This window comes from Paenibacillus nasutitermitis, assembly GCF_014641075.1.
Lineage (GTDB): Bacteria > Bacillota > Bacilli > Paenibacillales > Paenibacillaceae > Paenibacillus_Z > Paenibacillus_Z nasutitermitis.
Window position 1 is genome coordinate 1,206,818 of the sequence record NZ_BMHP01000003.1, and the last position, 21,900, is coordinate 1,228,717.

The window sequence follows — 21,900 nt, forward strand, 5'->3', positions numbered from 1 at the left end:
ATGCCCTTGCTCCCCAGGAGGCTAACTGTTCAGGCGCCTTCCCGATGGTGAGCTAGAGCCTCCCGCCAATCCTGCTCCCTCTCAAGCTGCCACAGCCGCGCGTAGTAGCCTCTTCGGCGAAGGAGCTCCAGATGTGTTCCGCGCTCGCGCACCATACCGCCCTGCATCACAATGATTTCATCCATGCCCGCAAGACCTGCCAGCTTATGGGTAATCCACAGCACCGCTTTGTCCTTCAGCTGTGTCTCCATGCTCATTCGGAAGGCTTGCTCGGTAAGCGGGTCAAGACCTGTCGCCGGTTCGTCAAACAGGATGGCCGGGGCATCCACCAGCAAGGCCCGGGCCAAAGCCAGGCGCTGCCGCTCTCCTCCGGACAGCTTGCTTCCCCACTCGCCTACCTCCGTGTTGTAGCCTTCGGGGAGATTCATCAACGTATCATCGATCAGCGCAAGCCGTGCCGCCGTGCGGAGCTCTTCATCGGTTGCGTCTGGACAGCCTAGCCGGATGTTAGCCGCAGCCGATGCGTTGAATAATTGCGTCGTTTGGGATACGACTGCAAACTCAGATCGCGCCGCCTCATCGGTCAGCTGGCGCAGCTCCCGGCCTCTGATGGTAACGGATCCCGCCGTATACGGCCGCAGCTTCAGCAGCACCTGAATCAGGCTGCTTTTCCCTGCCCCGCTTTCGCCGACAATGGCGATTCTCTTTCCTGGCGCAAGCGTTATGGACAGATCACGGATCGCATAGGGCTCATCCGGTCCGTACCGGAAGGACAAGTCCTGAATCTCGGCCCGCCATGGACCGGTCTCTGGCAGAGGCCTCCCAACCGCACCGCAGCCCCCATCGTCAACCGGTTCAGCCCTATTTGCGGCAGTGGTCCCAGTGCCCGGTTCAGCCTTCACCGCTCCTGGCCCCACGCCATCCATTTCCGCTGCCGGCTTCTCATCGGCAAGCCGGAATAATCGCTCAGCCGATGCCATCGTCTGATTCATCTGCTGAAATGCTGCCGGAAGCGGCATTATCGCTTCGAAGCAGGCCAGCGTAATCATCGCCAGAGCCGGTATCGCAACGGCTTCGATCCGGCCGCTGGCCGCAAGATAAACGGAAGCGAGCAGCACCAGCCACATCGTCAGATGGGCAGAAGCCAGGATGCCGCCGTTAATGCCGGCATCCAGCCGGATATGCCGCTTCTGGAAGCTGTTCGAGGTGTCTTGAATGCTTTGAATCCGGGCCAGCCGATCCGCCAGCCGGTTGAATACGGTCAGCTCTCTGACTCCTGCAATCAGATCCACTGTTTCCTCGTAAATACCCGCCCGGGCGGCGATGATGCCTTCTCCATGCTTTCTGCCGAGATAAAGGCCCAGCCAGGGCAGACCGATCCCCGAGACAGCCATCATCACGGCAAGTATGACAGCCAGCTCCGCATGATGGACACCCAGCAGCACCAGACCGAGCGCGCCGGTGAGTAGGGCCACCATAGGGGGTGCAAGCACGCGAAGATACAGATTCTGCAGCTGTTCCACATCATTCATAATGGCATGAAGCACATCTCCGCTCCGTCTGCTCTCCAGAATCGCCGTTCCATTGCGCTCCAGCCGCTCATACAGCCAGACCCGTACCCGCTGCAAAATCCGGAACGTAACATCATGTGCCACCAATCGCTCCAAATAACGCATCACGCCGCGGGCAATACCGAAGAACCGGACACCTACGATAGGAATCCACAGCAGCAGCACCGTATCCGGCCTCAGCGCCGCCCGCGCAATTAAATACCCCGACGTTCCCATCAGCCCCACATTAGCGGCAACCGTCAGGAAGCCCAGCAGAACCGCCAGCGCGGCTCTCCCCTTGTAGGGACGGACAAACTCCAGTACCCTGCGGAAAATAGATCCCCGCGAGCCACCGTCCGCCTGAGTAGCATCCGCCCGTCCGCTTGCCATCTGGCCTGCATCCATTGGATTGTTACCCGCTTGACCTGCTTCGTTCAGATTGTCAACCGCCTGGCTCTCATCTATCCATTTGGTCCCCATTTGCACTGCATTTGCCCGGCCGTCTGCCATGCCCGAAGCTTGCTCCCTGGCCACGGCAGTCTGCTGTTGTCCCACTTCTCTGTCAACATCGGCAGCTCCCGACGACAGAGTTCCTCCGAACTCGCCGGCTGCCACTTCGTTCACTCTGGTCATGCGCGCATATAGACCGTCCGCTTGCATCAGCTCCACATGGCTGCCCGTCTCGATCACACGCCCGCCGTCAATGACAATAATCCGGTCGGCATGGCGCACCGTTTCCAGCCGGTGCGCCACCGTGATGGACATCCGGCCGCGCAGCAGAGCATCAAGCCCCTCCATAAGCGCTGCTTCATGAATCAGATCAAGCCCGGATGTCGGCTCATCCAGCAGCAGCAGCGGCGTTTCCTTCAGCAGCGAACGCGCGATCGCAAGCCGCTGGATCTGACCGCCCGACAGCCGTACCGACTCCCCGATCGGTGTATCCACGCCCTGCGGCAATCCATCCAGAAAGTCCACTCCCGCTGTTTGCAAGGCGGCAGCCAGCTTCGCTTCCCCCGCTGCTTCAACGCCCATGGTCACATTCTCCCGCAGCGTCCCGTGATAGAGCCGCGGATTCTGGGTCACGGCCGAGAACTGCCGTCTCCACCAGTTCATGGATAAGTCGGCCATATCGACGCCATCCAGGAGAATACGCCCGGAAGTCGGCTTGACGAAGCCCTGCAGCAGGTCAAGCAGGGAGCTTTTGCCTGCTCCCGTCGGCCCGATGAGTGCAGCGCGCTCTCCCGGTTCAAGGACCAGATTAATATCGGACAAGGCAAGCTCCGTATGCCCCGGGTAGCGCAAGCTGACCCCCTGGAATTCAATCCGGCACCCGTGCGGGCTGACATCAGGCGGGTTAACCGCATCCTCCCGCTCCATCCACCCCGGAGGCTCGGTTTCCAATATGTCCATAATACGGGCGGCAGCCGCCATGCCATTGGTGCTGGCGTGAAACTGCGTACCGAGCGCCCGCACCGGCAGATAGAATTCAGGTGTGAGCAGCAGCACCAGAAAAGCGTGCTGGAATCCGATTTCCCCTTCGATCAGCCGCAGTCCCAGAAACACGGCAACGATGGCGGTGCTCAAGGTAGCGAACAGCTCCATCACAAAAGCGGACAGAAAGGCCAGCCGCAAGGTGCCCATCGTCGTCTTGCGGTAATCCTCGCTGATCCGGGCAATAATGGCAATTTGAGCCCGGCTGCGGTTGAACATTTTCAGCGTGGACAAGCCACGCAGCACATCGAGAAAATGCCCGCCAAGCCGCCCCAGCGTCTTGAACTGCCGCTCCGCTTTCGACTTGGCCGCCATGCCCACAAGAATCATGAATATGATCAAGAGCGGGAACGTAACCGCGAGAATGACCGCCGACAAGCCGTCCAGATCCATGACCACGCAGAAGACGGCAGCCGGGATCAGCATGGACAAGGCCATCTGGGGCAAATAACGGGCCAGATAAGCTTCAAGCTGCTCCACCCCTTCGTACAGGGTCCCGACCAGTTCTCCGCTCCGCTCGCTTTTGGCGTAATTCGGTCCGAGCTCCCCGAGCTTATGGAGCAGCCGCAGGCGAAGCTCGCTTTTGATCCGCAGCGCCGCTTTCCCTGACGCATAATCGCTCACGGTCTGGACCGCCACACGCAGCACAATGACGCCAAGCAGCAGACCGAACAATGGAAGCAGGGACGAGAGGCCAAGCCCTCCCAGAAAAGCGCCGTTCACAATACGGGCCAGACCCGCCGCCTCCAGAATAATGCACATCCCCCCTGCCAAACCAAGCCCAACACATAGAACAACCAGCTTACGCGTCCCCGGCACGTGAACAAGCAGCTTTTTCATCATATCAGTAGTCCAGATGATCCTTCAGGCTGACCCGTTTGCGGAAGACCCAGTACGTCCAGGCCTGATAGGCAACTACGATGGGAACGGCAGTAAGCGCAATGATGGTCATCACTTTAAGGGTGTAGGCATTGGAGGCTGTATTGTAAATCGTCAGCGTCCATTCCGGGTTAAGCGACGAAATCATCACCCTCGGGAACAGGGACATGAATACCGTAATCGTCGACAGAGTGATCGTCAGGCCGCTCATGATGAACCCCCAGCCGTCACGTCCCGCCCGCAGGAAGAACAATACGGAGAGCAGCGCCATGCCCGCCATCAGCGGCACCGTGCCCGGAATAATGCCATTGCGTGTAAACATATCCGTCTCGAAATAGCTCAATACGACGAATAATAGCAGCAGCGCACTGGCCCAGGCGCCCAGTCTTCTCGCCGTGGTGCGGGCCCGCTCCCGCAGCTCCCCTTCCGTCTTCAAGGAAAGGTAAAGGGCTCCGTGCAGCAGGAACAGAAGCACGATGCTCACGCCCGCCGTAACGGAATAAATCGAGATCAAATCCCAGAATGAGCCGACATAATTCGTATCCGCATCGATGGGGACCCCTCTCATCAGATTGGCCAGCGCTACACCCCAGAGCAGCGGGGGAAGCAGGCTTCCGAAAAGGATCACCATATCCCACAGCTGGCGCCACCTGGGATTGTCAAGCTTGCTGCGAAATTCGAAGGAAACGCCTCTTCCGATCAGCGCCACCAGCATGAGGAACAGCGCCATGTAGAAGCCGCTGAACAAGGAAGCATACCAGCCCGGGAATGCGGCGAACATCGCGCCTCCTGCAGTAATCAGCCACACCTCGTTGCCATCCCAAACAGGGCCAATCGTATTAATGATCACGCGCCGCTCCCGGTCGGTTTTGCCCAGGAAAGGCATCAGCATGCCCACACCGAAATCAAATCCTTCCAGAAAGAAAAATCCGACGAACAGTACCGTAATCAGAACAAACCATATGGTTTCCAGCATGATATATTCCCACCTCTCTTAATAGGTTTCCATCCGTTACAGCGGCGAAACGGTGCCTTGTGTCAAATCACCGTTATGCGTTCCATCCGCTTCCTCTTCGGCTCCTTTGCGTACAAAACGGACCACGAGGAAAACAAAAGCCGCCGCCAACAGTCCATAGATGAGGGTAAAGCCGATTAGCGAGGTAGCGACCATTCCGCTGGAAACGAGCGGAGACACACCCTCCTCCGTCTTCTGCAGGCCGAACACGATCCACGGCTGCCTGCCCGTCTCTGTCATAATCCAGCCCGCCGAGTTGGCGATAAAAGGCAGTGCCAGTGCGGGCGTCATCCATTTCAGATAACGCAGAGACTTTTCCAGACGACCGCGGATGACCGCATAGGTACCGTACATGCTGAGCAGGATCATCAGAACGCCGGCCAGAATCATAATTCGAAAGCTCCAGAAGGTCGTACGGACAGGTGGGATATAATCTCCTTCCCCGTATTTGTCCACATATTCCGCCTGCAGCTGATTCATCCCCGGCACGCTGCCGTGCAGCTTGTTATAAGAGAGAATGCTCAGCGCAAACGGAATTTCCAGTTGAAATTTATTTTGCTGCGTCTTGGGATCAATCCAGGCAAAAACAGTCCAGGGCGCGCTGTCCCCTGTCGTCTCCCACAGCCCTTCAGAGGCGGCCATCTTCATCGGCTGCGACTCCATCAAATGCTGCGCCTGACCGTGACCTGCGACAGCAGTCAGGAAGCTGGCGATCAGCGCGACGACAATACCGATCGAGAACGCTGGCTTGAACAACTCCGTCTGCTGCTTGCGCACCAGCTTATATGCGCTGATTCCGGTAACGAACAGCGAGCCTGTCGCCAGCGCCCCATAGATGACATGCGGGAATTCCACCCACAGCTGGGGATTGCCAAGCAGGGCGAAGAAACTGGTCATCTCTGCCCGGCCATTTTGAATCACATAGCCCACCGGTTCCTGCATGAACGAGTTGGCGCTCAGAATCCAAAAGGCCGACAGCGTTGCTCCGACAGCCACTAGCCAGATCGAAGCAAGATGCACCTTCTTGGACAACCGGTCCCAGCCGAAAATCCACAGCCCCAGAAACGTCGATTCCAGGAAGAAGGAAACCAGCGCTTCAACCGCGAGCGGCCCGCCGAAGATAGCGCCCACAAAACGCGAATAATCCGCCCAGTTCATACCGAACTGGAATTCTTGCATTATCCCCGTCACCACGCCTACGGCAAAATTCAGCAAAAACAGCTTGCCCCAGAACTTGGCCATCGTCTTGTATTTATCATCCTTCTTGACCACATACAACGTCTGCATAAATGCAATCATATAGGAAAGACCGATTGACAACGGTACGAATAAAAAGTGATACACCGTCGTTATTCCAAACTGCCACCTGCTCCATTCCACTACATCCATCGTAAAGCCCCCCTTCATCTGAGGTCTTCATTATAAAAATAATCCCCTGGCAAGCATGTGATGAAAATCACAATCGAGATGGCAATTCAGAGAACGGGTATTTTTCTTGATCGATTCAATAATGGAAGATGGCATATTTATAGCGTGTGGAGCAAAAGAACGACCCGCTTTTCAGAAAGAGTGAGGTGTTGGGAAAATGGGGCATGACGGTAAGCGATGTGTATGCTGCAGGTGAAAAGAATGCAATTGAAAATGTATTGAAACGGAGGGCATCTATTAGAGAAGAACTTTCTTAGAAAAATTTTTAAAACAGAATCAACATTAGGGTAGAACATAGCCAAAAAAAAGAAAGCAGCCGAATCCGGCCGCTTTTGGGTATTTCCTCGCTTGTATGCTCGTTTTCCCTGATTACTTTTGCCCGCTTGTATGATTGCTTCCCCTGATTGCTGGCCAGCTTCCTACTTGCTTTACCGTCTGTATTTGCCCAGTTCGAGCTCTTGCCTGCCTGTTTACTTCACCACAAGCACGGGCTGTTTGGCATGCTGCACAACATTGTGGCTGACGCTGCCCAGTACAAATTCGCCGACGCTACTAAGACCGCGGCTGCCGATGACAATCAGATCCGTGTCGGTCTCATTGGCGTAATCCATAATGGTTTTGGCTATCGATCCTTGTCTTACCTCGACATGGGTGTTGGTGAAATCAGCTATTTTCTCTTTCACCTTCGCAATCACTTCTTCCGCGTATTCAAAATAATCGCTCTGCACCGATGCCGGTGGAATATAAAACGCCGAACCCACGAAATAAGTCGGGACATTAAACACATGAATAACTTCCAGTTTGGAGTAATGGTTAAGCTTCGCCATCCGGATCGCGGAATCCAGCGCTTTCTCCGATATCGCGGAACCATCGTATGCAACCAATATTTTGTTATATAGCATGTTTGCTCACCTCTCCTTTATCGATAAGCCCATTATACCATCGAACGGCGGGGGCGGATGTGAGGAATGTCACTCATCCGATATGGTACAATAGGTGGATAGCCTGGGGATAGGAGAATTATCGCATGATGCAGCATAATGACCTGGCGCGAAACCGCCAGCCGGCGAATCGGCGCAATACGGCTGTAAGAGCCGGAAGAAAACCTAAACGAAGCCGCAAAATGATGTGGCTTCTGATTGTGGCGATAGCCGTCATCGTGTGGAAGGGACCCGAAGTTCTGGAGCGGGCGATGCCGCCATCCGCTCCGGATGTAACCGAGATGCATCCCGTTGTCGCGGCCAAGCAGGCGGACCTGGTCGCGGCGGCAGCCAAGAAAGGAATTGTCATTCTCATAACCGACGGCCTGCGTACCCATTCTGAGCAGGATGCGCTCTACCGTCAGGGCCGTGGCGATAGCGGACAGGTCGTTACCACTGTAAAGGGCGGGGGATCTTATCACAATTACGGCCTCGCCATTGATTTTGCCCTGCGCACCAGCGATAACGATGTCATCTGGGATCTGGAATACGACGGAAACGGAAACGGAAAATCCGACTGGATGGAGGTTGTGGCAATCGCCAAGAAGCTGGGCTTCACTTGGGGCGGGGATTGGGAGGATTTCCCGGATTATCCTCATCTGCAAATGGATTTCGGCTATTCCATCCATCAATTAAAAAGGGGCGAAAGGCCGCCCCTGAAATAAATTTGTGCTTGACCCTGGCAGGTCATGTTACCCGCTGGGCATGTTATACGTCATACCGTTTCCTCTGCATCAAGCTGTTGTCTGATTTCATGCTCCATATATACCGCAAACGCCATTAATTGCGGATGATCGGCTCCGATCTTGTCCTTGTGTCCTTCATAAACCGACATGCATTGTTGAACCAACTGGCTGTATGCACCCGGCAGCAGCTTCACTGCCCAGTCTCCGCCCTCTTTTTTGGAGGATATAACGCCTTCTTTCAGAAAATACAGCACTCTGCAGAGATTCAGCACCACATAGACGGGATTGTCCGCAATGTCCTCAGAAGCGCTCGCACTGTCATGCAGAATGGAGGACAGGTACAGCCGCCGGCCGACCGGCTCATACATCGCCTGAAGCGGCTGGCCGTAAAGAACCTTCCCTCTGTGGTAGGCAACGGCATATTGCGACGCCAGGTCATAATCCCCGTAATCGCCGCAGCAGTAGTTCTCATCGGCCTGATATTTCTCCCGGTGGGCATTCGAATAATGAAGCTCAACGGGCGTAGGATAAACAAAGTCCTTCAGCTGCGTTTCCTGAACAACGCTCAGCTCAATGCCGCCTTTACAGGGCAATCCTTCCTGGAGGGACAGAATCCTCCGGATGATGGCTTTTTTGTTATCCATGCCCAGTTTCTCCCTGGCAACCACCAGCACATCGATATCGCTGCGCTTCGGATTAAAACAGCCCATGGCCAGCGATCCATGCAGGTAGACCCCGATCAGGTTGCCACACAGCTCTTCCTGGAACAACGCTGTGATCTGATCCAGATCATGCGACATGTCCACATTCCATCCCTCCCCGGCCAAAAATTTGAAGCATCGCGCCCGGATGCCCGATCATACGTCAGGCTGATGCTCAGCGTTTAACTCTATGATATTCCTGTCCGGATCCAGCAGGAAAATCTGGGCAAAGCCCGTGATGCTGTCCGGATTGGCTTTATGCTCGATTTGATTGTGCTTCAGCCATTCCAGGGTCTCCTTGTAATCATTCACCCGAATGGCAAAATGGCCGTCGCGCGTATCGATGCCCCGCGTCCGCAGCGTTTCTCCTTCGTGGACAATGAGGTGGAGCTGTTGCCCGCTTCCGCCGACCGCATACCACGCCCCGGGAAAATCAAAGGCAGGCCGCTGTATTTCCGTCAAGCCGATGATGTTCTCATAGAATCTTTTGGCCCGCTCAAGATCGGTTACAATCAAACTTACATGGTGTATCCCTTCAATCCGGAAGCTCCGCTTCTCCATCATTCATCCCCCCAATCGCTTATCTATTTCTATCTTATCATACCCGAAGAATCGGCTACAGGCTTCGTGCGAACCCCGAACGCCATGTCGGATAAATCGGCTCCCAGCCATATTCTATTCGGGCCTTGGCATTCTTCGCGCCACACTCTCCTCGTTCCCTGCCCGGTTTATAGTCGGGCTTTGGCGCGCCCATTGCACTGGCATAGACGGGAAGCCATTCCGCCATAGCGGCAGGCTCGTCGTCCACGATATTAACCGGGCCAGAAGGCCAACCCAGCGCAAGTAAAGCCGCGTTGGCCGCATCTTCCACATGAATGAAGGAGCTGACCCCATCAGTTGCAGGCACTTCCTTGCCCAGCACCTGCCTTGCTATATGCCCATTGCGCTCATACCAAGTTCCCGGTCCATAGAACTTGCCGTACCGCAGAATCACGTACTCCGGCATTTTCGCAACGGCTCGTTCCAATGCTGCGACTCCGCCCACCATACTATTCCGCGGTTCGGGCGCGTTCACATCCAGAGGTGCATCCTCCGAGGCAGGCCCCTCGCCCGGTTCGTATGCCCACGAAATGCTTTGCGCGACGATGCGCTTAACCCCTGCCGCCAGAGCGGCATCGACCAGATTCCGGGTTCCTTCCTTTCGGATTCTGGAATTCTCGGCAAAATCCATGGCGCTCAAAGAAGTGAGCTGATGGATAACTACATCTGGCCGTGCTTCGGACACAGCCGCAATAATGGCCTCCCGGTCGTATATATCGGCAACGAGTACACGGACGCCCACACTTGTCATAACATGGGCGTTTTGCTCGCTGCGGGTTATAGCTACGACCTCATGACCGGCCTGCAGCAGCTTTGGAAGCAGCAGCCTGCCGACTGCCCCGGATCCTCCTGCTACGAAAATTCTCATCCATTTACCTCCCTGTTTGTTTTACAGTTTTGGAGGGACGTAAGCCTTCCTCTTTAGAATAGAAGACAATTAACAAGATGCTTTTGTGACATATTCAACAAAACAGCAACCATTCCCTTTATGGACGACAAGATGAAGGTCGCCTGCCAACCGGCCATAATCCTCACTGGCATCGTAGAAGGATGAAGAGGAATCTGACCCCAACGTTCCAGGACACCACGTTTATACGACCAGATGGCCCCTTTTCGCCGCCAGACCGATTACCGCCTCGACGCCGGAGTTGAATTCCAGAAAGTCGCTTTCCACGCCGTCGCTGAAAATAACGCCGTTCTCCGGCATCTGTGATGTGATGCGCAGCGGGCGGTCAGTCCCGATCTGTCCGAACACAAGCCCGGCGGAGGTCGTTCTGCTGGGGAATGGCTCTCTGACTGTGAAATGCAAATATGGCGCGTCCCAGGCCATAGCCCGTTCCGCTCCGGGTCTATTGCAACCTGCTGTTTCGTGGCGCCGCTGACAATGCCGGAGGCGCCCGCGAGAATGCTCTTGAACCAGCCGGTCGCGCCCATGCCGGTGGAGACAATAACGCCGCTCGAGGATTGCTGCTCCGTCCGGTGGTCCAGCGTTAGCTGATAACGGGCAGAGACATGCGTTTTGCGGCCTATGAACAAATCGTTCACCCCGTAAAGGGTTTGACCATCGTTAAGCTCGGCCTTCGCCAATGTCACTTCCTTAATGCTGCGCCGCCGATGCAGCACCTCCGGCAGAATCAGACGCAGGTCCTTTACGGTAAAAGGCAGCAGGATTCCGTCCCACCGCAAAGGGTCCGGGTTCACGCCGATAACCGGCTGCTCCGTGACATATTTCAACGTATTGGCCACCAGGCCGTCCTGCCCCAGCACCACAATGATATCGTCCGCCCCGAAAATAAAGTTCGGCAGATATTCCCGCTCGATCACCTGGACCCGGCCAAATGCCGCCAGTTCGGCAAGCGTCTCGCCGGCGGCCTTATGGTAATGCCCATCCTCCGCCAGGTAATCGCTGAAATCAGCCCCCAGCCTTTCGATGGTAAACTTCGCCTGCTGAACGGTATTGTAGCGGACGACCAGCTCTTCCAGCCGGGTTTTGCGTTTCACCAAAATGATTTTATGTTCTGTCGCGCGGTCGTTCATCGCGTATTCGCCCCCCTGGCAGCCACTCCGCCTCCAGTAGAACCCGATATCAGGCCCTGCAGCAGATCCGGCGTAATATTGAGCTGTCCAATCTTATCGGCATTCTCCGCCAATTCCTGAAAAGCAATCGCAATCAGCTTATCCGGCTGCATGCCCATATTGGTGAGCGACTGCAGCACATTAGGCTCAATACCCTGCAGCGATTTCATCACCGTGGCTAACTCATATGCCTTGGCATCCGCTTCGGCCCGCTTATTGGCAGCGGCCAGCTCAACCCATTCCCGCTTGCTTTCCTCCAGCGCGGTATCGAACTGGAGCTGTTCTTTTTTCATTTCATTTTGCTTCTGCTTCACGGTACGTTCGGCGCCCAGCTGCGTCTCGCGGATTTGCTTTTTCTTCGTCTCCACGGCGATTTCCGTACTTAGCTCGTTTTCCTTGACCCGTCTCTCCTGCTCAATCGAAGCATTACGACGTTCATAAAGCGCGTCATCCGCATTACGGAGAATGTCTTCCCGCGCCTGCGCCTCCAAAGCCCGCATGGTCTCCTTGTTGGGGAGAATGGCCAATACCGACAGTCCCATCAACTCGATGCCAAGCTTTCCGATCTCCGCATTCCCGTCGATTTCCCCCGTAATGCTCTGAGCCAGCCGTTCGCTCGATTGAATCGCTTCGCGCAGCTGCATCCGTTCCAGATGTTTCTTCGTCAGCACCTTCGCGATATTTATGACACGCTGGGCCAGCTTGGCGGGATCATCGGAGATATAGCTTCTTTTCCTGAGATTATAGGTGTAATTAAGAATCCCCATCGTTTGGTGGTAATCCGCAATACGGTATGTCAGCTGGCCTTGAACCGTTACCGTCTGGTAATCGCTGGTCATCTCTTCAAACATAAACGGCACGTCAATCGACGAGACCGGAAGCACAACAACCGATGTGGTGGGGGCATAATAATAGAAGGAAAGGCCAATCCCCTCCCGGACTACCTTGCCATCCCGGATCTTCATGACATATTCACTGGGTTGAAATTTCACAAAACGAAATCCGAACATAACGAAAACCTCGCTTTCTTCTTGCTGGAGTTTCTGGCAGACCGCCAGAGCGGCAAAGCCAGGACAAGAACTTCCAATTACGGCTTCATTTTTTTCATGAGTTTATATTATCATTTCGACAATATCAAAATAATAACACATCATTTTGATATTATCAAGATGACAATTTTAAAACGATTATAAGTATGCCATCAATGATTCAACAACCCTGATCGGGAAGAAATTTTCTGTCGAAAATGTTGAAGTAGAACTACAGGAGATTGACAAGAAAAACAAGGAAAAAGGATTGAAACAGTTGCATTTACCTGATGGAGAAGTAAACGACATATGAAATAAGATACCCTAGTCCAAAATGGACAAGGGTATCTTATTTCCCTTTTATGTAGACAAGCGATGATTAAGAAGAACCACGGGTAGAATAGTGTAGTTGCCCTGCAACCCTTTAGAATGAGTAATCGTCTAGAAATCGAGGTGATTTGATGAGGAGAATTTCTTATATCCTTCTTTTTGTTACCTTGATAACTGGTTGTTCACAATTAAAACCGAATCCTGCACCAGGGCCTGAAATGGAAACAGAAACAGAGCTCGCCGACTACGTCAATGTCGGGGGGAAACATTACATTCACGCTTGGGAATTAGCAGTGGCTAACAATTCGCAAATTTCAGAAATTGGTAAAGTGGAAAGTGGATCAGTAATACCAGAAGGCACTCCTGTTTATAAAATTGCCGGCTACCCTGAACAATATGTGATTGCAGTTAAATCCGATAAAAATTCAGGCGTACTAACGAATTTTTCTGGTTTTCTCGTCTATGTATTGAACGGTGAAGATGGAAGAGCCCACTATCCAAAAATAGACGATCAACAAATAAAACAGATCAAAATTTATAATGGTAGTACGTTACTGCAGGAATTAAAAGGAGAAGATGTACATTCATTTCTTGTTCTATTTAACCAAGAAGGATCTAAGTTTCCATCAGAAAATGGACCCGAATACACAGTTCTGTTCATTGGGGATGACTCGTTAGGCCATAATTATGGGATATATGAAAAGGATGGGCACTTAGGTATAGCTCATTCAGAGAGCAAATTGCCAGACGAGATTATGCATTTTTTTAAGTAAAACAAACAGGAACCTTCAAAGAAGAAGGCGTAGCAAGCATCTCGGCGAGGTTAGATCGCATTCAAATGTTTCATACCGATCCTGGTAGAATTAGATAATAATCCCGTTTTTTGAAGCGTTGACAATTTTTAACGTTACACGTTCGCTTAGCCGAAAAGGCTCTCCCTACGATAATGCCGTTGCAGAGGCAACCTTTAAAAACTTCAAGACGGAGTTCGCTAACCAAGCGTATTTCTTTTTAAGGAAGAGCAGCTTAACGTCGAACTCCCTGCGTTTTATTGGCAGTACCCCTATAAGGACGTCCGCTGTTGAACACAAAAAAAGACGCCCCGGAAACAGGACGTCTTCTAATTCACTTGAAGGTACTCGCCAGGCCCGGAAACGGGAGGCTTAACACTAAACGGACTGCGGTCCAAAAACTAGCAGCGGGATTCCACGCTCATCCCGTACATTCACAATCGGATTGAGGCCGCGCCCATGCCATAATTGGCAGGACTCCGGCGCAGGCTGGTCCAGCCGGAGGATCACACGCTCCCCCGACTCATCCAGGCGCGCTTCCAGCGGCAGACGCTCACCGCCGCTTGTCAGCTGGAAGGAAAAAACACGTTTGACCGGTACGAGCCGGCCGTTGATTCCGCTGAACGATACAGCCAGCTCCGTACGCTCCGCATTCCACTCGGCTGAAGCATAGCGGGGGCCAGGCTCGGCCAGGTTCAGGCCGTGCACCAGCCGAAGCGCAGCCCAGGCCATACGGTGCCCGATATCGCGGAGGGAATCCGTATCGGGATGGATGGAATCGGCCAAGGAGGCATCAATGGTCGGAACAACGGCAGCATGGCCCAGCGCCTCTTCAAGGCGGACCTGATCATCCTGAACTTTATTCCAGGGGCCTTCGAACGGCCAATTGGTCACAACGGACAACTGCGCATAGATGAAGGGCAGCTCCGGGTCGCCGAGATCGCGTCTTAAGCTGGCCGTCCAATGAATCATCCGGTCGTAATAGAGCTCCGAAGCCGTTTCATCGGCATCACTTTCGCCCTGATACCAGAGGAAGCCCTTCACTTTGCCGCCTGCTTCGCGGATAACCCGCAGCATGGCTCCATAAAGCGACCGTCCACCTTCGCCCGCGAGTTCCGCATCCCATTGACTCATCGACGTGCCGCCATGCGCCACCATGAGGAGACCGACGGGAATGCCGGTGTGGCGCAGCAGCACTTTGCCGAAGGGCAATCCAAGTCCACTTCCCTGCACGCGATCTCTCCGGGCTGCCCGGATGTATTCGCCGCGCTTCTCTTCCGTCACGTCCATTCCTTCCGGGAGGAACTGCCAATGCGCCGGATCGGGCGATTCCATCAACCAACAGAGCGGCTCCTCAGCCAAGCCCCAATGATCCCCCATATACATACAGCTGACTCCAGGCTGCGGCTCTTCCACTTCAATCAGTTTCCCGCAGCCTTCCATATTCGATTGGCCGCCCATTACCCACAAGTCGCCGACATAGACCGGGCCGATACCGCCTTCGGCCAGGACCTCCCCTGTATCCACAGAGACAATGCGGACAAGGAGTTCATGCTCGCCAACTGGCACGCCTTCAATTCTCCCTGTGAAGGACTCCCCGCCCCCACCGCTCAGACCCAGATTTCTCCAAGCTCCGGCCGATATCCGGCCCTCTGCCCTGCCGCTTGCTTGCTGCGGTACAATGACCGAGAACGCGATATCCGCCCGGTCCCGCTCGTCACGCTGATATACCCGGTGGGCAGCCGGGCCCGATAACTCCAACTGATACGCCATCCTTATCTCCTCTTCCCGTCTTTAATGTTCGATTATTGGCAATAACTCTTAGGGTGTTAATTACTCAGGCTGTTAAAGACATATATTCCCCATCGTCGCGGGTAATCCTTCCAATGTAAACAAGAAGCATGAATCAGCTGTACATGATGGATTATTTTCGGTAGAATGCAAAGACAAGCTCATTCAAGGAGGCGGAAGGATGGAGAGGAAAGCGGATGGCTTTGAAGCGGAGAAAATCATCGTGCTGCCTCCCTATATTCTAAAGGATATGGTTGCTCACCCCCTGATCCGGCAGCTGTACATTACAGATATCGGATACTTTCCGAAGGCGCGCCATCATTACAGGGATAGGCCCTTAGGCTGTGAGATGCATATTCTTATCTACTGTGCAGGCGGAGAAGGATGGATTACCAGAGGTTCGCAGCCGTCCGTGCGGGTGACCGCTCAGACCCTCACTGTCATTCCGGCCGGCATGCCGCACTCGTACGGTGCAGATGAGAACAATCCATGGAGCATCTACTGGTTTCATCTGATGGGTGAAGATGCCGCCGCTTTCTTCGGCAGCCTGAATACGGAGGCCGGGCAGCTGCGTATGACGCTCAGCCATTCCGTCAAGCTGCTGGATTTATTCGAGCAGTGTTATGATATTTTATCAGCCAAGCCTTATTCGATGGATCATCAGGTGCATGTCTCGCAGATCATGCGTTACTGGCTCAGCTTTGCCGGATTGATGAATGCGGGGGCAGGCGGGGATAGATCGGAGCGGCATATCGAACAGGCTATCCAATTCATGCAGGAGCAGTTGGAATCCAATCTGACACTCGAAAAGCTCGCTGCCCACACCCGGATATCCAGGCAGCATTTGAACCACCTGTTCAAACAATCGACCGGCTTTGCGCCGATCGATTATTATTTGCGTATGAAAATTCAGCGTGCCGGGCAGCTACTGGACCTGACTGACAGAAGCATGAAGGATATCAGTCTCTCCCTCGGCTTCCAGGATCCCTACTATTTCTCGCGCCTGTTCAAAAAAATGATCGGTTTGTCGCCTACGGAATACAGGAACAAGTTGAAGGGATAATCCCGGGTAGATCGGATTAGTCCAATCCGGCGGACAATGCCGCTTCCCCCGATTCCAGCAATCCGGCCAGTTCCTGACGCTCCGGGCCCTCCGGCCTGATTACGCCGCTCAGCACTTCAAACAAACGCTTGCGGTCGGCGGTCTGCATGCTCAAATCCAGCAGATGTACAAGAACTTTCTTCTGTTCCGGGTTCAAACGGGCGAAGATCCGGGGTTCGATCCGGTACAGCTCCTGAATCAGATACTCCAGCTCTTCCCGGCGTCCGCGGCCCTCCGGCGTATCCCCGAAGAAAGGAAACGCATCGGCTGCTGCCAGATCGGTAAGTACCATATCGGAGTAGCTTTTGAGAAACGGCTTTCTTTTTCCGCTGATCAGCTGGTTGACTTCCTCGAGCAAATATTGAAAGGCTTCGTTTTTCCGGCTTAAACCGAACGCCATCTCCTGCTGCCCATACTGTTCTTCGCTCATAAAATCGAAGTCGTCGAACAGTCTGCTCTGGATGTAGACGCTATGGTAAAAGGAATCGCCTTTATTGTTGAAGCTTGTGGGCTGCTTGTATTTTTCCTTCATCCTGGAATCCAGAAAATAAAGCCTGGAGTATTCATGGTTGATTCTCTCCCGCCAACGGATGAACTTCACGGCAAACCGGGTTTTGGTCCCCGGATGCTCCAGCTCCCGCATTTCCCGGTCTCCAATAATGCCGGAATAGTCCAGCGGCTTCCCGTCTTCCATGAGGACAGTAAATTTCCTGCCGCTATGAAGCTCCAGAAACCACCCGAACTCTCGGCTTAGGAATTGCCTTAATTCCGCTAAATCAATGTCCTCGTGAATATGGTCGAAGGTGACGGTGGTGCCGGTTCTATCGTGGGCTGCCGGTACGTCCGACACGTTATAGGTGTCCAGGCTCTCGGAAGCGATGTGAATGGAATAGGTCCGGTTCTCAAGACCATCTTCTTTGTACGTTGTGGTCCATACGGCCTGAGAGCAAAAGCTATGAAAGGTCAGCCGGCCAATCCCATTCTTGCCATGCATCGCCGAGCTCATCCGCACGCGGTTCGCCGGATCGATCTGCTTCTCCGATTCATAAAAGGGAGTGAATTTGCGCTCCAGTACTTTGCGATCGATGCCATAACCATTATCGGATATGATGATTCTCTCGATACCGCCTAAAGCATTCCAATCTACTTTAAATGCGACAACCGTTGCCTTCGCATCAAAACCATTCCAGATATACTCCGCGATTGCTTGCAAATAGTCAAATTTCCTCAGCGTTTTTTTAATGCCTCTGGATGTGATTTGAATTTTTACCACAGCTTTCAACTCCCTTCTATCCCCTAGTGTATCATAAAAGCGGCTCCATTCTGTCCTGATCTTATTTAACGCGGGATGGCCTTTTTTGAAAAAAATTTGCAATATGCCGTGTATAAGCTATACGATGTATAGGTACTATCTATTTGATAATATTAGGAGGTTATATCATGTCTAATCAACCAGCTGCTGCATCTGGAACTTTCTCGATTGGTGGCGATCTGCCGATCAACCGTCTGGGCTACGGGGCTATGCAAATTACCGGACCGGGCGTCTGGGGCGAGCCAAAGGATCCCGAGGGAGCGCTGCGCGTTCTCCGCCGAGCCGTGGAGCTTGGCGTGAATTTCATTGATACGGCCGATTCCTATGGACCTTTCGTTTCGGAGCTTCTCATTAAGAAAGCTCTCCATCCTTATAAGAATGATCTTGTCATCGCGACTAAAGCGGGCCTTACACGTTCCGGCCCTGATGACTGGCGCCCGGTCGGCCGCCCCGAATATTTGCGTCAGCAAGCTGAACTGAGCCTGCGCCATCTGGGTCTGGAGCGGATTGATTTGTTCCAGCTCCACCGCATTGACGCCAAGGTTCCGCTGGAGGAACAGATCGGGGAACTGGCGCTGCTCCAGAAGGAAGGCAAAATCCGGCATATCGGACTAAGCGAAGTGACGGTCGATCAGTTAAAAGCGGCAAATGAAATCGCCAAAATCGTTTCCGTGCAAAACTTGTACAATCTGGCTAAACGCGATGCCGAGCCGGTCCTGCAATATGCGGAAGCCAACAACATCGCCTTCATCCCCTGGTTCCCTCTGGCAACCGGCGCATTGGCCAGAGAAGGCGGCCCGCTCGATGCGATCGCCAAAGAGCATAACGCCAAGCCGTCCCAGCTTGCTCTGGCCTGGCTGCTGAAACGTTCGCCGGTTATGCTGCCGATCCCGGGAACTTCAACGCTCTCTCATTTGGAAGAGAATGTCGCAGCCGCCGAAATCCAGCTGACCGATGAGCAATTTAATGCCTTATCAGACGCTGTTTAACGGTAAATCGGAATCACGTCCTTCAACCCAAATACGGCGGCCGCTTCCGGTATTTCTACCGGCAAGCGGCCGCCGCATTGTTAATAGGTGCCGCAGCCACACTATGAAATCGACGGTCGACGGACCTCTCTGTCCAGCGCGCTCCCTCAGGCTTTAATCCGATGTTCATTCTCCAGGATTGAATATTGAAAGGAATCGTGCCAGCTCCCTTTATGCCACATATGTTCCCTGATATGCCCCTCGTATTTCATCCCTATTTTCTGCATCACTTTAGCGGATCCGAGGTTGCCCGGACGGCAGGTCGCAAAGATCCGGTGAAGTCCCAGCTCGCTGAAACCAAATTCAAGCAGCCTGTCTGCAGCCTCCGATGCAAAACCCTTTCCCCAGAAAGCGGAATGAAAACAATAGCCGATCTCTCCCTGGGAGGGCTTGCTCCTATAAATGCCGCAGCCGCCGACCAATTGTTTCGTATCCTTTATGACTGCCGCTAATTCAAATTCCTGACGGGGTTCCTGTTTCTGCATGCTCAATACCCGGTCCATATAATCCTGTGTATCCTCTTTGGTGTTTGGCCCCCACATCATATGCTTGACGACCATCGGATTTGACGCATAGACATGGATATCCTCCAAATCATGAACCGTAAATTCCCGTAAGATTAACCTTTGCGTTTCCAGAATCATCGGATAAGCCTCCCTTATTCCCCCAAGGGGGTGTCCCCTTAAACATGGGCCAAAATGTTGACCAGCTTGCCAAAAGGATCGCGGACATAAAATCGCCTAACGCCCCAAGGCTCATCCGCCGGTCCGTATTCAATCGGGAATCCGGCTTTCTTCATACATTCCAGGGCATCATCGACATCATCCACTTCAATCGACAGATCCGGCGTTGGCGTGTTGGAGCCGCCCTGTGAAGCGAAGCTGACTTGAACCCCCATCTCCTCCCCCGAACCATACGTTGCGATCCAACCATGATCCATCATTAAATCAAGACCGAGCACATCCTGGTAAAATCGTTTGGCTTCCGCAATATCCTGTGTATCGATGTTGGCGACGATTCGTTTAACCTTCATTGCAACCCTCTCCTTATCCATATTTTCGTAAAAAGCAGCGGCACCTTCTGAGCGCCGCTTATTTTGCGCTTCCATAATAGGGAAGCGTCCATTCCTTAATATATAGCATATCACGGGCGCTTCCGCCAGGGATCTGAATCACCGCTATAATACAAACAATATCTGGTAAACTTTGGATATCGTTGTTATGATAGAGAGGTGTAAGGAACGAAATTCCAACGGATTGGAGGAATGGAATTATGAGCAATCAGAAGTTCCTCTCACCAACCACCCGTGAGCTAATGGAGCTCCACGTAGAGGCGATGTTTACCCACGATCCGGAGATGCGGCTTCGAACGATAAACGAGCCCTGGCCGGGAGAGGACCCTGCTCCGCGGTTTTTCCTCGGACGGACGATGGAGGGAGAGACGCTCTGCCGGTTCCGGTATGATGTCCCGGAGAACCTTATCGGGCAATTGGAGGGATTATGCGCTGACGAACCGGCCATCCGTGATTTCCAGACGATGCCGAAACATTTCGAGACTTATATGAAGCTCCTGCAAAGTGAACGCTCCACGATGGGACCTTGTTATCTTATTCCTGATGGAACCGTCCCAAACATGCAAATTGTCAGCATCACACGCAGCAATATTACGGATTTTCAGCTAGATGGCTTTGAATGGCTGGCTTCAGAAATCGATTACGGGCAGCCCTGTATAGCGCTCGTCCACGAACACCGGCTTGTCTCGATTTGCCGCAGCGTCCGCATTACATCCAGCGCTCATGAAGCTGGTCTTGAAACCTTGGATATGTTTCGCGGAAAAGGTTATGCAGCCACCGTTGTCGCCGGGTGGGCTGTGGCGGTTCGCGAGATGGGGAGCATTCCGTTATACAGCACCTCAAGGGAGAACCTTGCTTCCTTGCGTGTGGCAGGAAAATTAGACTTGTCCTTCTATGGGGTCAATTTCACCGTTATTTGACCGTATGCTGGCCTGAGCAATCCCAAATCAGAATAGAAACGGAGCTGTTTCTTGATGGGGCATCCAGTTACTCAGCCTAACGTGAATATCACGCGCAATAATACCGGGATCGGCACCAAAGGACATCTGTTTACCATGCTTTTTGGTTTTTGGCTCATTATCGGTGTTTTTGTGGACGGCTGGGCGCACACCAATCTGGACAGCTCGCTCGAAACCTTCTTTACCCCCTGGCATGGTATTTTATATACCGGCTATTTAGCTTGTGCCGTCTGGCTGGGCTGGCTGGTTGCGCGGGGGAGAAAGCTGGGCCTCAGCTGGATGAACACCGTACCCCTCGGCTATCGATCAGGGATACTGGGTGTGTTGATATTCGGCGCCGGCGGAATCGGAGATATGACCTGGCATATTATTTTCGGCATCGAGGTAGGCATTGAAGCCCTCTACAGTCCCACACATCTGCTGCTGTTTGCAGGCGGCACACTTATTGTCACTTCGCCTTTCCGTGCGTTAAAGTACACCTTACCGCAGTCGCCTTCTTTAGGATCGATGATTATTCCCGTGATCTCACTTGCCCTCGGCGTGAGCTTCGCCGCTTTTTTCGGAATGGGCTTCTGGGTCTTCGGCCAGGATTCCCCCTCCCAGTTCACCTCAAGCGATCTGGTGCTGACTGACGGAATAAGCAGTCTGCTGCTAACCATCATTCTTCTGCTGCTGCCCTTGCTGTGGCTGCTCTCCTATCGGCGTCTTCCCTTCGGCTCCATCGCCCTCTATTTCCTGATTCCATTCTGCTTGATGTATGTTCTGTATCCATCCCTCTCAATGATTGCCGTAGGCCTCATAACGGGTTTGGCTGCCGATGCCTTGTATCGGAGCTGGAATCTATACGCAGATCGGGGCTGGAAACGACGCAGCTTCTTTGTCTTGATCCCACTGCTGCTTGCCAGCGGATATTATCTCGTTCTTGAAATTTGGCTGGGGGTCGCCTGGAATGTGGAATTCTGGACAGGAGGGATTGTTTTATCCGGCTTGACGGGCCTTGCCATCAGTTATTTTCAGCCTGTTGAGGCGGAGCGTTAGGAATAAGCCGTGGTTACAAGATTACTATTATTAAACGGACTCA

At 53.3% G+C, this 21,900-nt stretch carries 18 protein-coding genes and 1 pseudogene; 6 read left to right on the forward strand and 13 right to left on the reverse strand.

Features of this window, described 5'->3' with window-relative positions; genetic code table 11:
• Positions 1 to 29: 29 nt before the first annotated feature.
• The 4 genes from cydD to IEY46_RS24155 all read right to left on the reverse strand — a co-directional run bounded on the left by cydD (position 30) and on the right by IEY46_RS24155 (position 7,265).
• Positions 30 to 3,884 (reverse strand): thiol reductant ABC exporter subunit CydD, encoded by a 3,855-nt coding sequence (gene cydD / locus IEY46_RS24140; protein WP_188995854.1) that lies wholly within the window; start codon positions 3,882 to 3,884, stop codon positions 30 to 32.
• A 1-nt stretch (position 3,885) separates the two neighbouring features.
• A complete protein-coding gene (cydB, locus tag IEY46_RS24145; RefSeq protein WP_229750492.1) occupies positions 3,886 to 4,896 on the reverse strand; it encodes a cytochrome d ubiquinol oxidase subunit II in 1,011 nt (336 codons plus the stop codon).
• Between the two features lie 36 nt (positions 4,897 to 4,932).
• On the reverse strand, positions 4,933 to 6,324 hold the full coding sequence (locus tag IEY46_RS24150) for a cytochrome ubiquinol oxidase subunit I (RefSeq protein ID WP_188995856.1): 1,392 nt from the start codon (positions 6,322 to 6,324) through the stop codon (positions 4,933 to 4,935).
• 509 nt (positions 6,325 to 6,833) lie between these two features.
• Positions 6,834 to 7,265, reverse strand: a complete 432-nt coding sequence (locus IEY46_RS24155) for a universal stress protein (RefSeq protein WP_188995858.1) — start codon at positions 7,263 to 7,265, stop codon at positions 6,834 to 6,836.
• Between the two features lie 128 nt (positions 7,266 to 7,393).
• Here IEY46_RS24155 and IEY46_RS24160 point away from each other — a divergent pair, with 128 nt between their 5' ends.
• Positions 7,394 to 8,008 carry a M15 family metallopeptidase gene (locus tag IEY46_RS24160; protein WP_373288878.1) on the forward strand — a complete coding sequence of 205 codons (615 nt, stop codon included), beginning with the start codon at positions 7,394 to 7,396 and terminating at the stop codon, positions 8,006 to 8,008.
• Between the two features lie 50 nt (positions 8,009 to 8,058).
• On the opposite strand, the gene IEY46_RS24165 is transcribed toward IEY46_RS24160, so the two are convergent.
• The 5 genes and pseudogenes from IEY46_RS24165 to IEY46_RS24185 all read right to left on the reverse strand — a co-directional run bounded on the left by IEY46_RS24165 (position 8,059) and on the right by IEY46_RS24185 (position 12,416).
• The gene (locus IEY46_RS24165) at positions 8,059 to 8,829 is read right to left on the reverse strand and encodes an aminoglycoside adenylyltransferase domain-containing protein (RefSeq protein ID WP_229750518.1); all 771 of its coding nucleotides are present in this window, start codon (positions 8,827 to 8,829) and stop codon (positions 8,059 to 8,061) included.
• 57 nt (positions 8,830 to 8,886) lie between these two features.
• On the reverse strand, positions 8,887 to 9,294 hold the full coding sequence (locus IEY46_RS24170) for a VOC family protein (RefSeq protein ID WP_229750494.1): 408 nt from the start codon (positions 9,292 to 9,294) through the stop codon (positions 8,887 to 8,889).
• Between the two features lie 52 nt (positions 9,295 to 9,346).
• Positions 9,347 to 10,198, reverse strand: a complete 852-nt coding sequence (locus tag IEY46_RS24175) for an NAD-dependent epimerase/dehydratase family protein (RefSeq protein WP_188995865.1) — start codon at positions 10,196 to 10,198, stop codon at positions 9,347 to 9,349.
• Positions 10,199 to 10,420: 222 nt separating this feature from the next.
• Positions 10,421 to 11,367, reverse strand: a pseudogene (locus IEY46_RS24180) (NAD(+)/NADH kinase).
• On the reverse strand, positions 11,364 to 12,416 hold the full coding sequence (locus IEY46_RS24185) for an SPFH domain-containing protein (protein WP_188995867.1): 1,053 nt from the start codon (positions 12,414 to 12,416) through the stop codon (positions 11,364 to 11,366). Before IEY46_RS24185 ends, IEY46_RS24180 begins: the two are co-directional and overlap by 4 nt.
• A gap of 479 nt (positions 12,417 to 12,895) precedes the next feature.
• On the opposite strand from IEY46_RS24185, the gene IEY46_RS24190 reads away from it, so the two are divergent.
• Positions 12,896 to 13,537 carry a hypothetical protein gene (locus tag IEY46_RS24190; protein WP_229750495.1) on the forward strand — a complete coding sequence of 214 codons (642 nt, stop codon included), beginning with the start codon at positions 12,896 to 12,898 and terminating at the stop codon, positions 13,535 to 13,537.
• A 396-nt stretch (positions 13,538 to 13,933) separates the two neighbouring features.
• On the opposite strand, the gene IEY46_RS24195 is transcribed toward IEY46_RS24190, so the two are convergent.
• Entirely contained in the window at positions 13,934 to 15,328 is a 1,395-nt protein-coding gene (locus IEY46_RS24195) for a sialate O-acetylesterase (protein WP_188995871.1), read from the reverse strand.
• A gap of 199 nt (positions 15,329 to 15,527) precedes the next feature.
• Here IEY46_RS24195 and IEY46_RS24200 point away from each other — a divergent pair, with 199 nt between their 5' ends.
• Positions 15,528 to 16,409, forward strand: a complete 882-nt coding sequence (locus IEY46_RS24200) for an AraC family transcriptional regulator (protein WP_188995873.1) — start codon at positions 15,528 to 15,530, stop codon at positions 16,407 to 16,409.
• A 16-nt stretch (positions 16,410 to 16,425) separates the two neighbouring features.
• Here the strand turns inward: IEY46_RS24200 and IEY46_RS24205 are convergent, their stop codons facing one another.
• Entirely contained in the window at positions 16,426 to 17,721 is a 1,296-nt protein-coding gene (locus IEY46_RS24205; protein ID WP_188995875.1) for an ATP-binding protein, read from the reverse strand.
• A gap of 167 nt (positions 17,722 to 17,888) precedes the next feature.
• Between IEY46_RS24205 and IEY46_RS24210 the strand changes: the two genes are divergently transcribed.
• A complete protein-coding gene (locus tag IEY46_RS24210; RefSeq protein WP_188995877.1) occupies positions 17,889 to 18,749 on the forward strand; it encodes an aldo/keto reductase in 861 nt (286 codons plus the stop codon).
• Positions 18,750 to 18,895: 146 nt separating this feature from the next.
• On the opposite strand, the gene IEY46_RS24215 is transcribed toward IEY46_RS24210, so the two are convergent.
• Both IEY46_RS24215 and IEY46_RS24220 read right to left on the reverse strand, forming a co-directional pair.
• Positions 18,896 to 19,432: a GNAT family N-acetyltransferase gene (locus IEY46_RS24215; protein WP_188995879.1), complete on the reverse strand. Its 537-nt coding sequence runs from the start codon at positions 19,430 to 19,432 to the stop codon at positions 18,896 to 18,898.
• 38 nt (positions 19,433 to 19,470) lie between these two features.
• Positions 19,471 to 19,821 (reverse strand): VOC family protein, encoded by a 351-nt coding sequence (locus IEY46_RS24220; protein WP_188995881.1) that lies wholly within the window; start codon positions 19,819 to 19,821, stop codon positions 19,471 to 19,473.
• Between the two features lie 239 nt (positions 19,822 to 20,060).
• Here IEY46_RS24220 and aac(2')-IIb point away from each other — a divergent pair, with 239 nt between their 5' ends.
• The gene (aac(2')-IIb, locus tag IEY46_RS24225) at positions 20,061 to 20,780 is read left to right on the forward strand and encodes a kasugamycin N-acetyltransferase AAC(2')-IIb (protein WP_188995883.1); all 720 of its coding nucleotides are present in this window, start codon (positions 20,061 to 20,063) and stop codon (positions 20,778 to 20,780) included.
• Between the two features lie 54 nt (positions 20,781 to 20,834).
• Entirely contained in the window at positions 20,835 to 21,857 is a 1,023-nt protein-coding gene (locus IEY46_RS24230; RefSeq protein WP_229750496.1) for a hypothetical protein, read from the forward strand.
• The last annotated feature ends 43 nt before the right edge of the window (positions 21,858 to 21,900 follow it).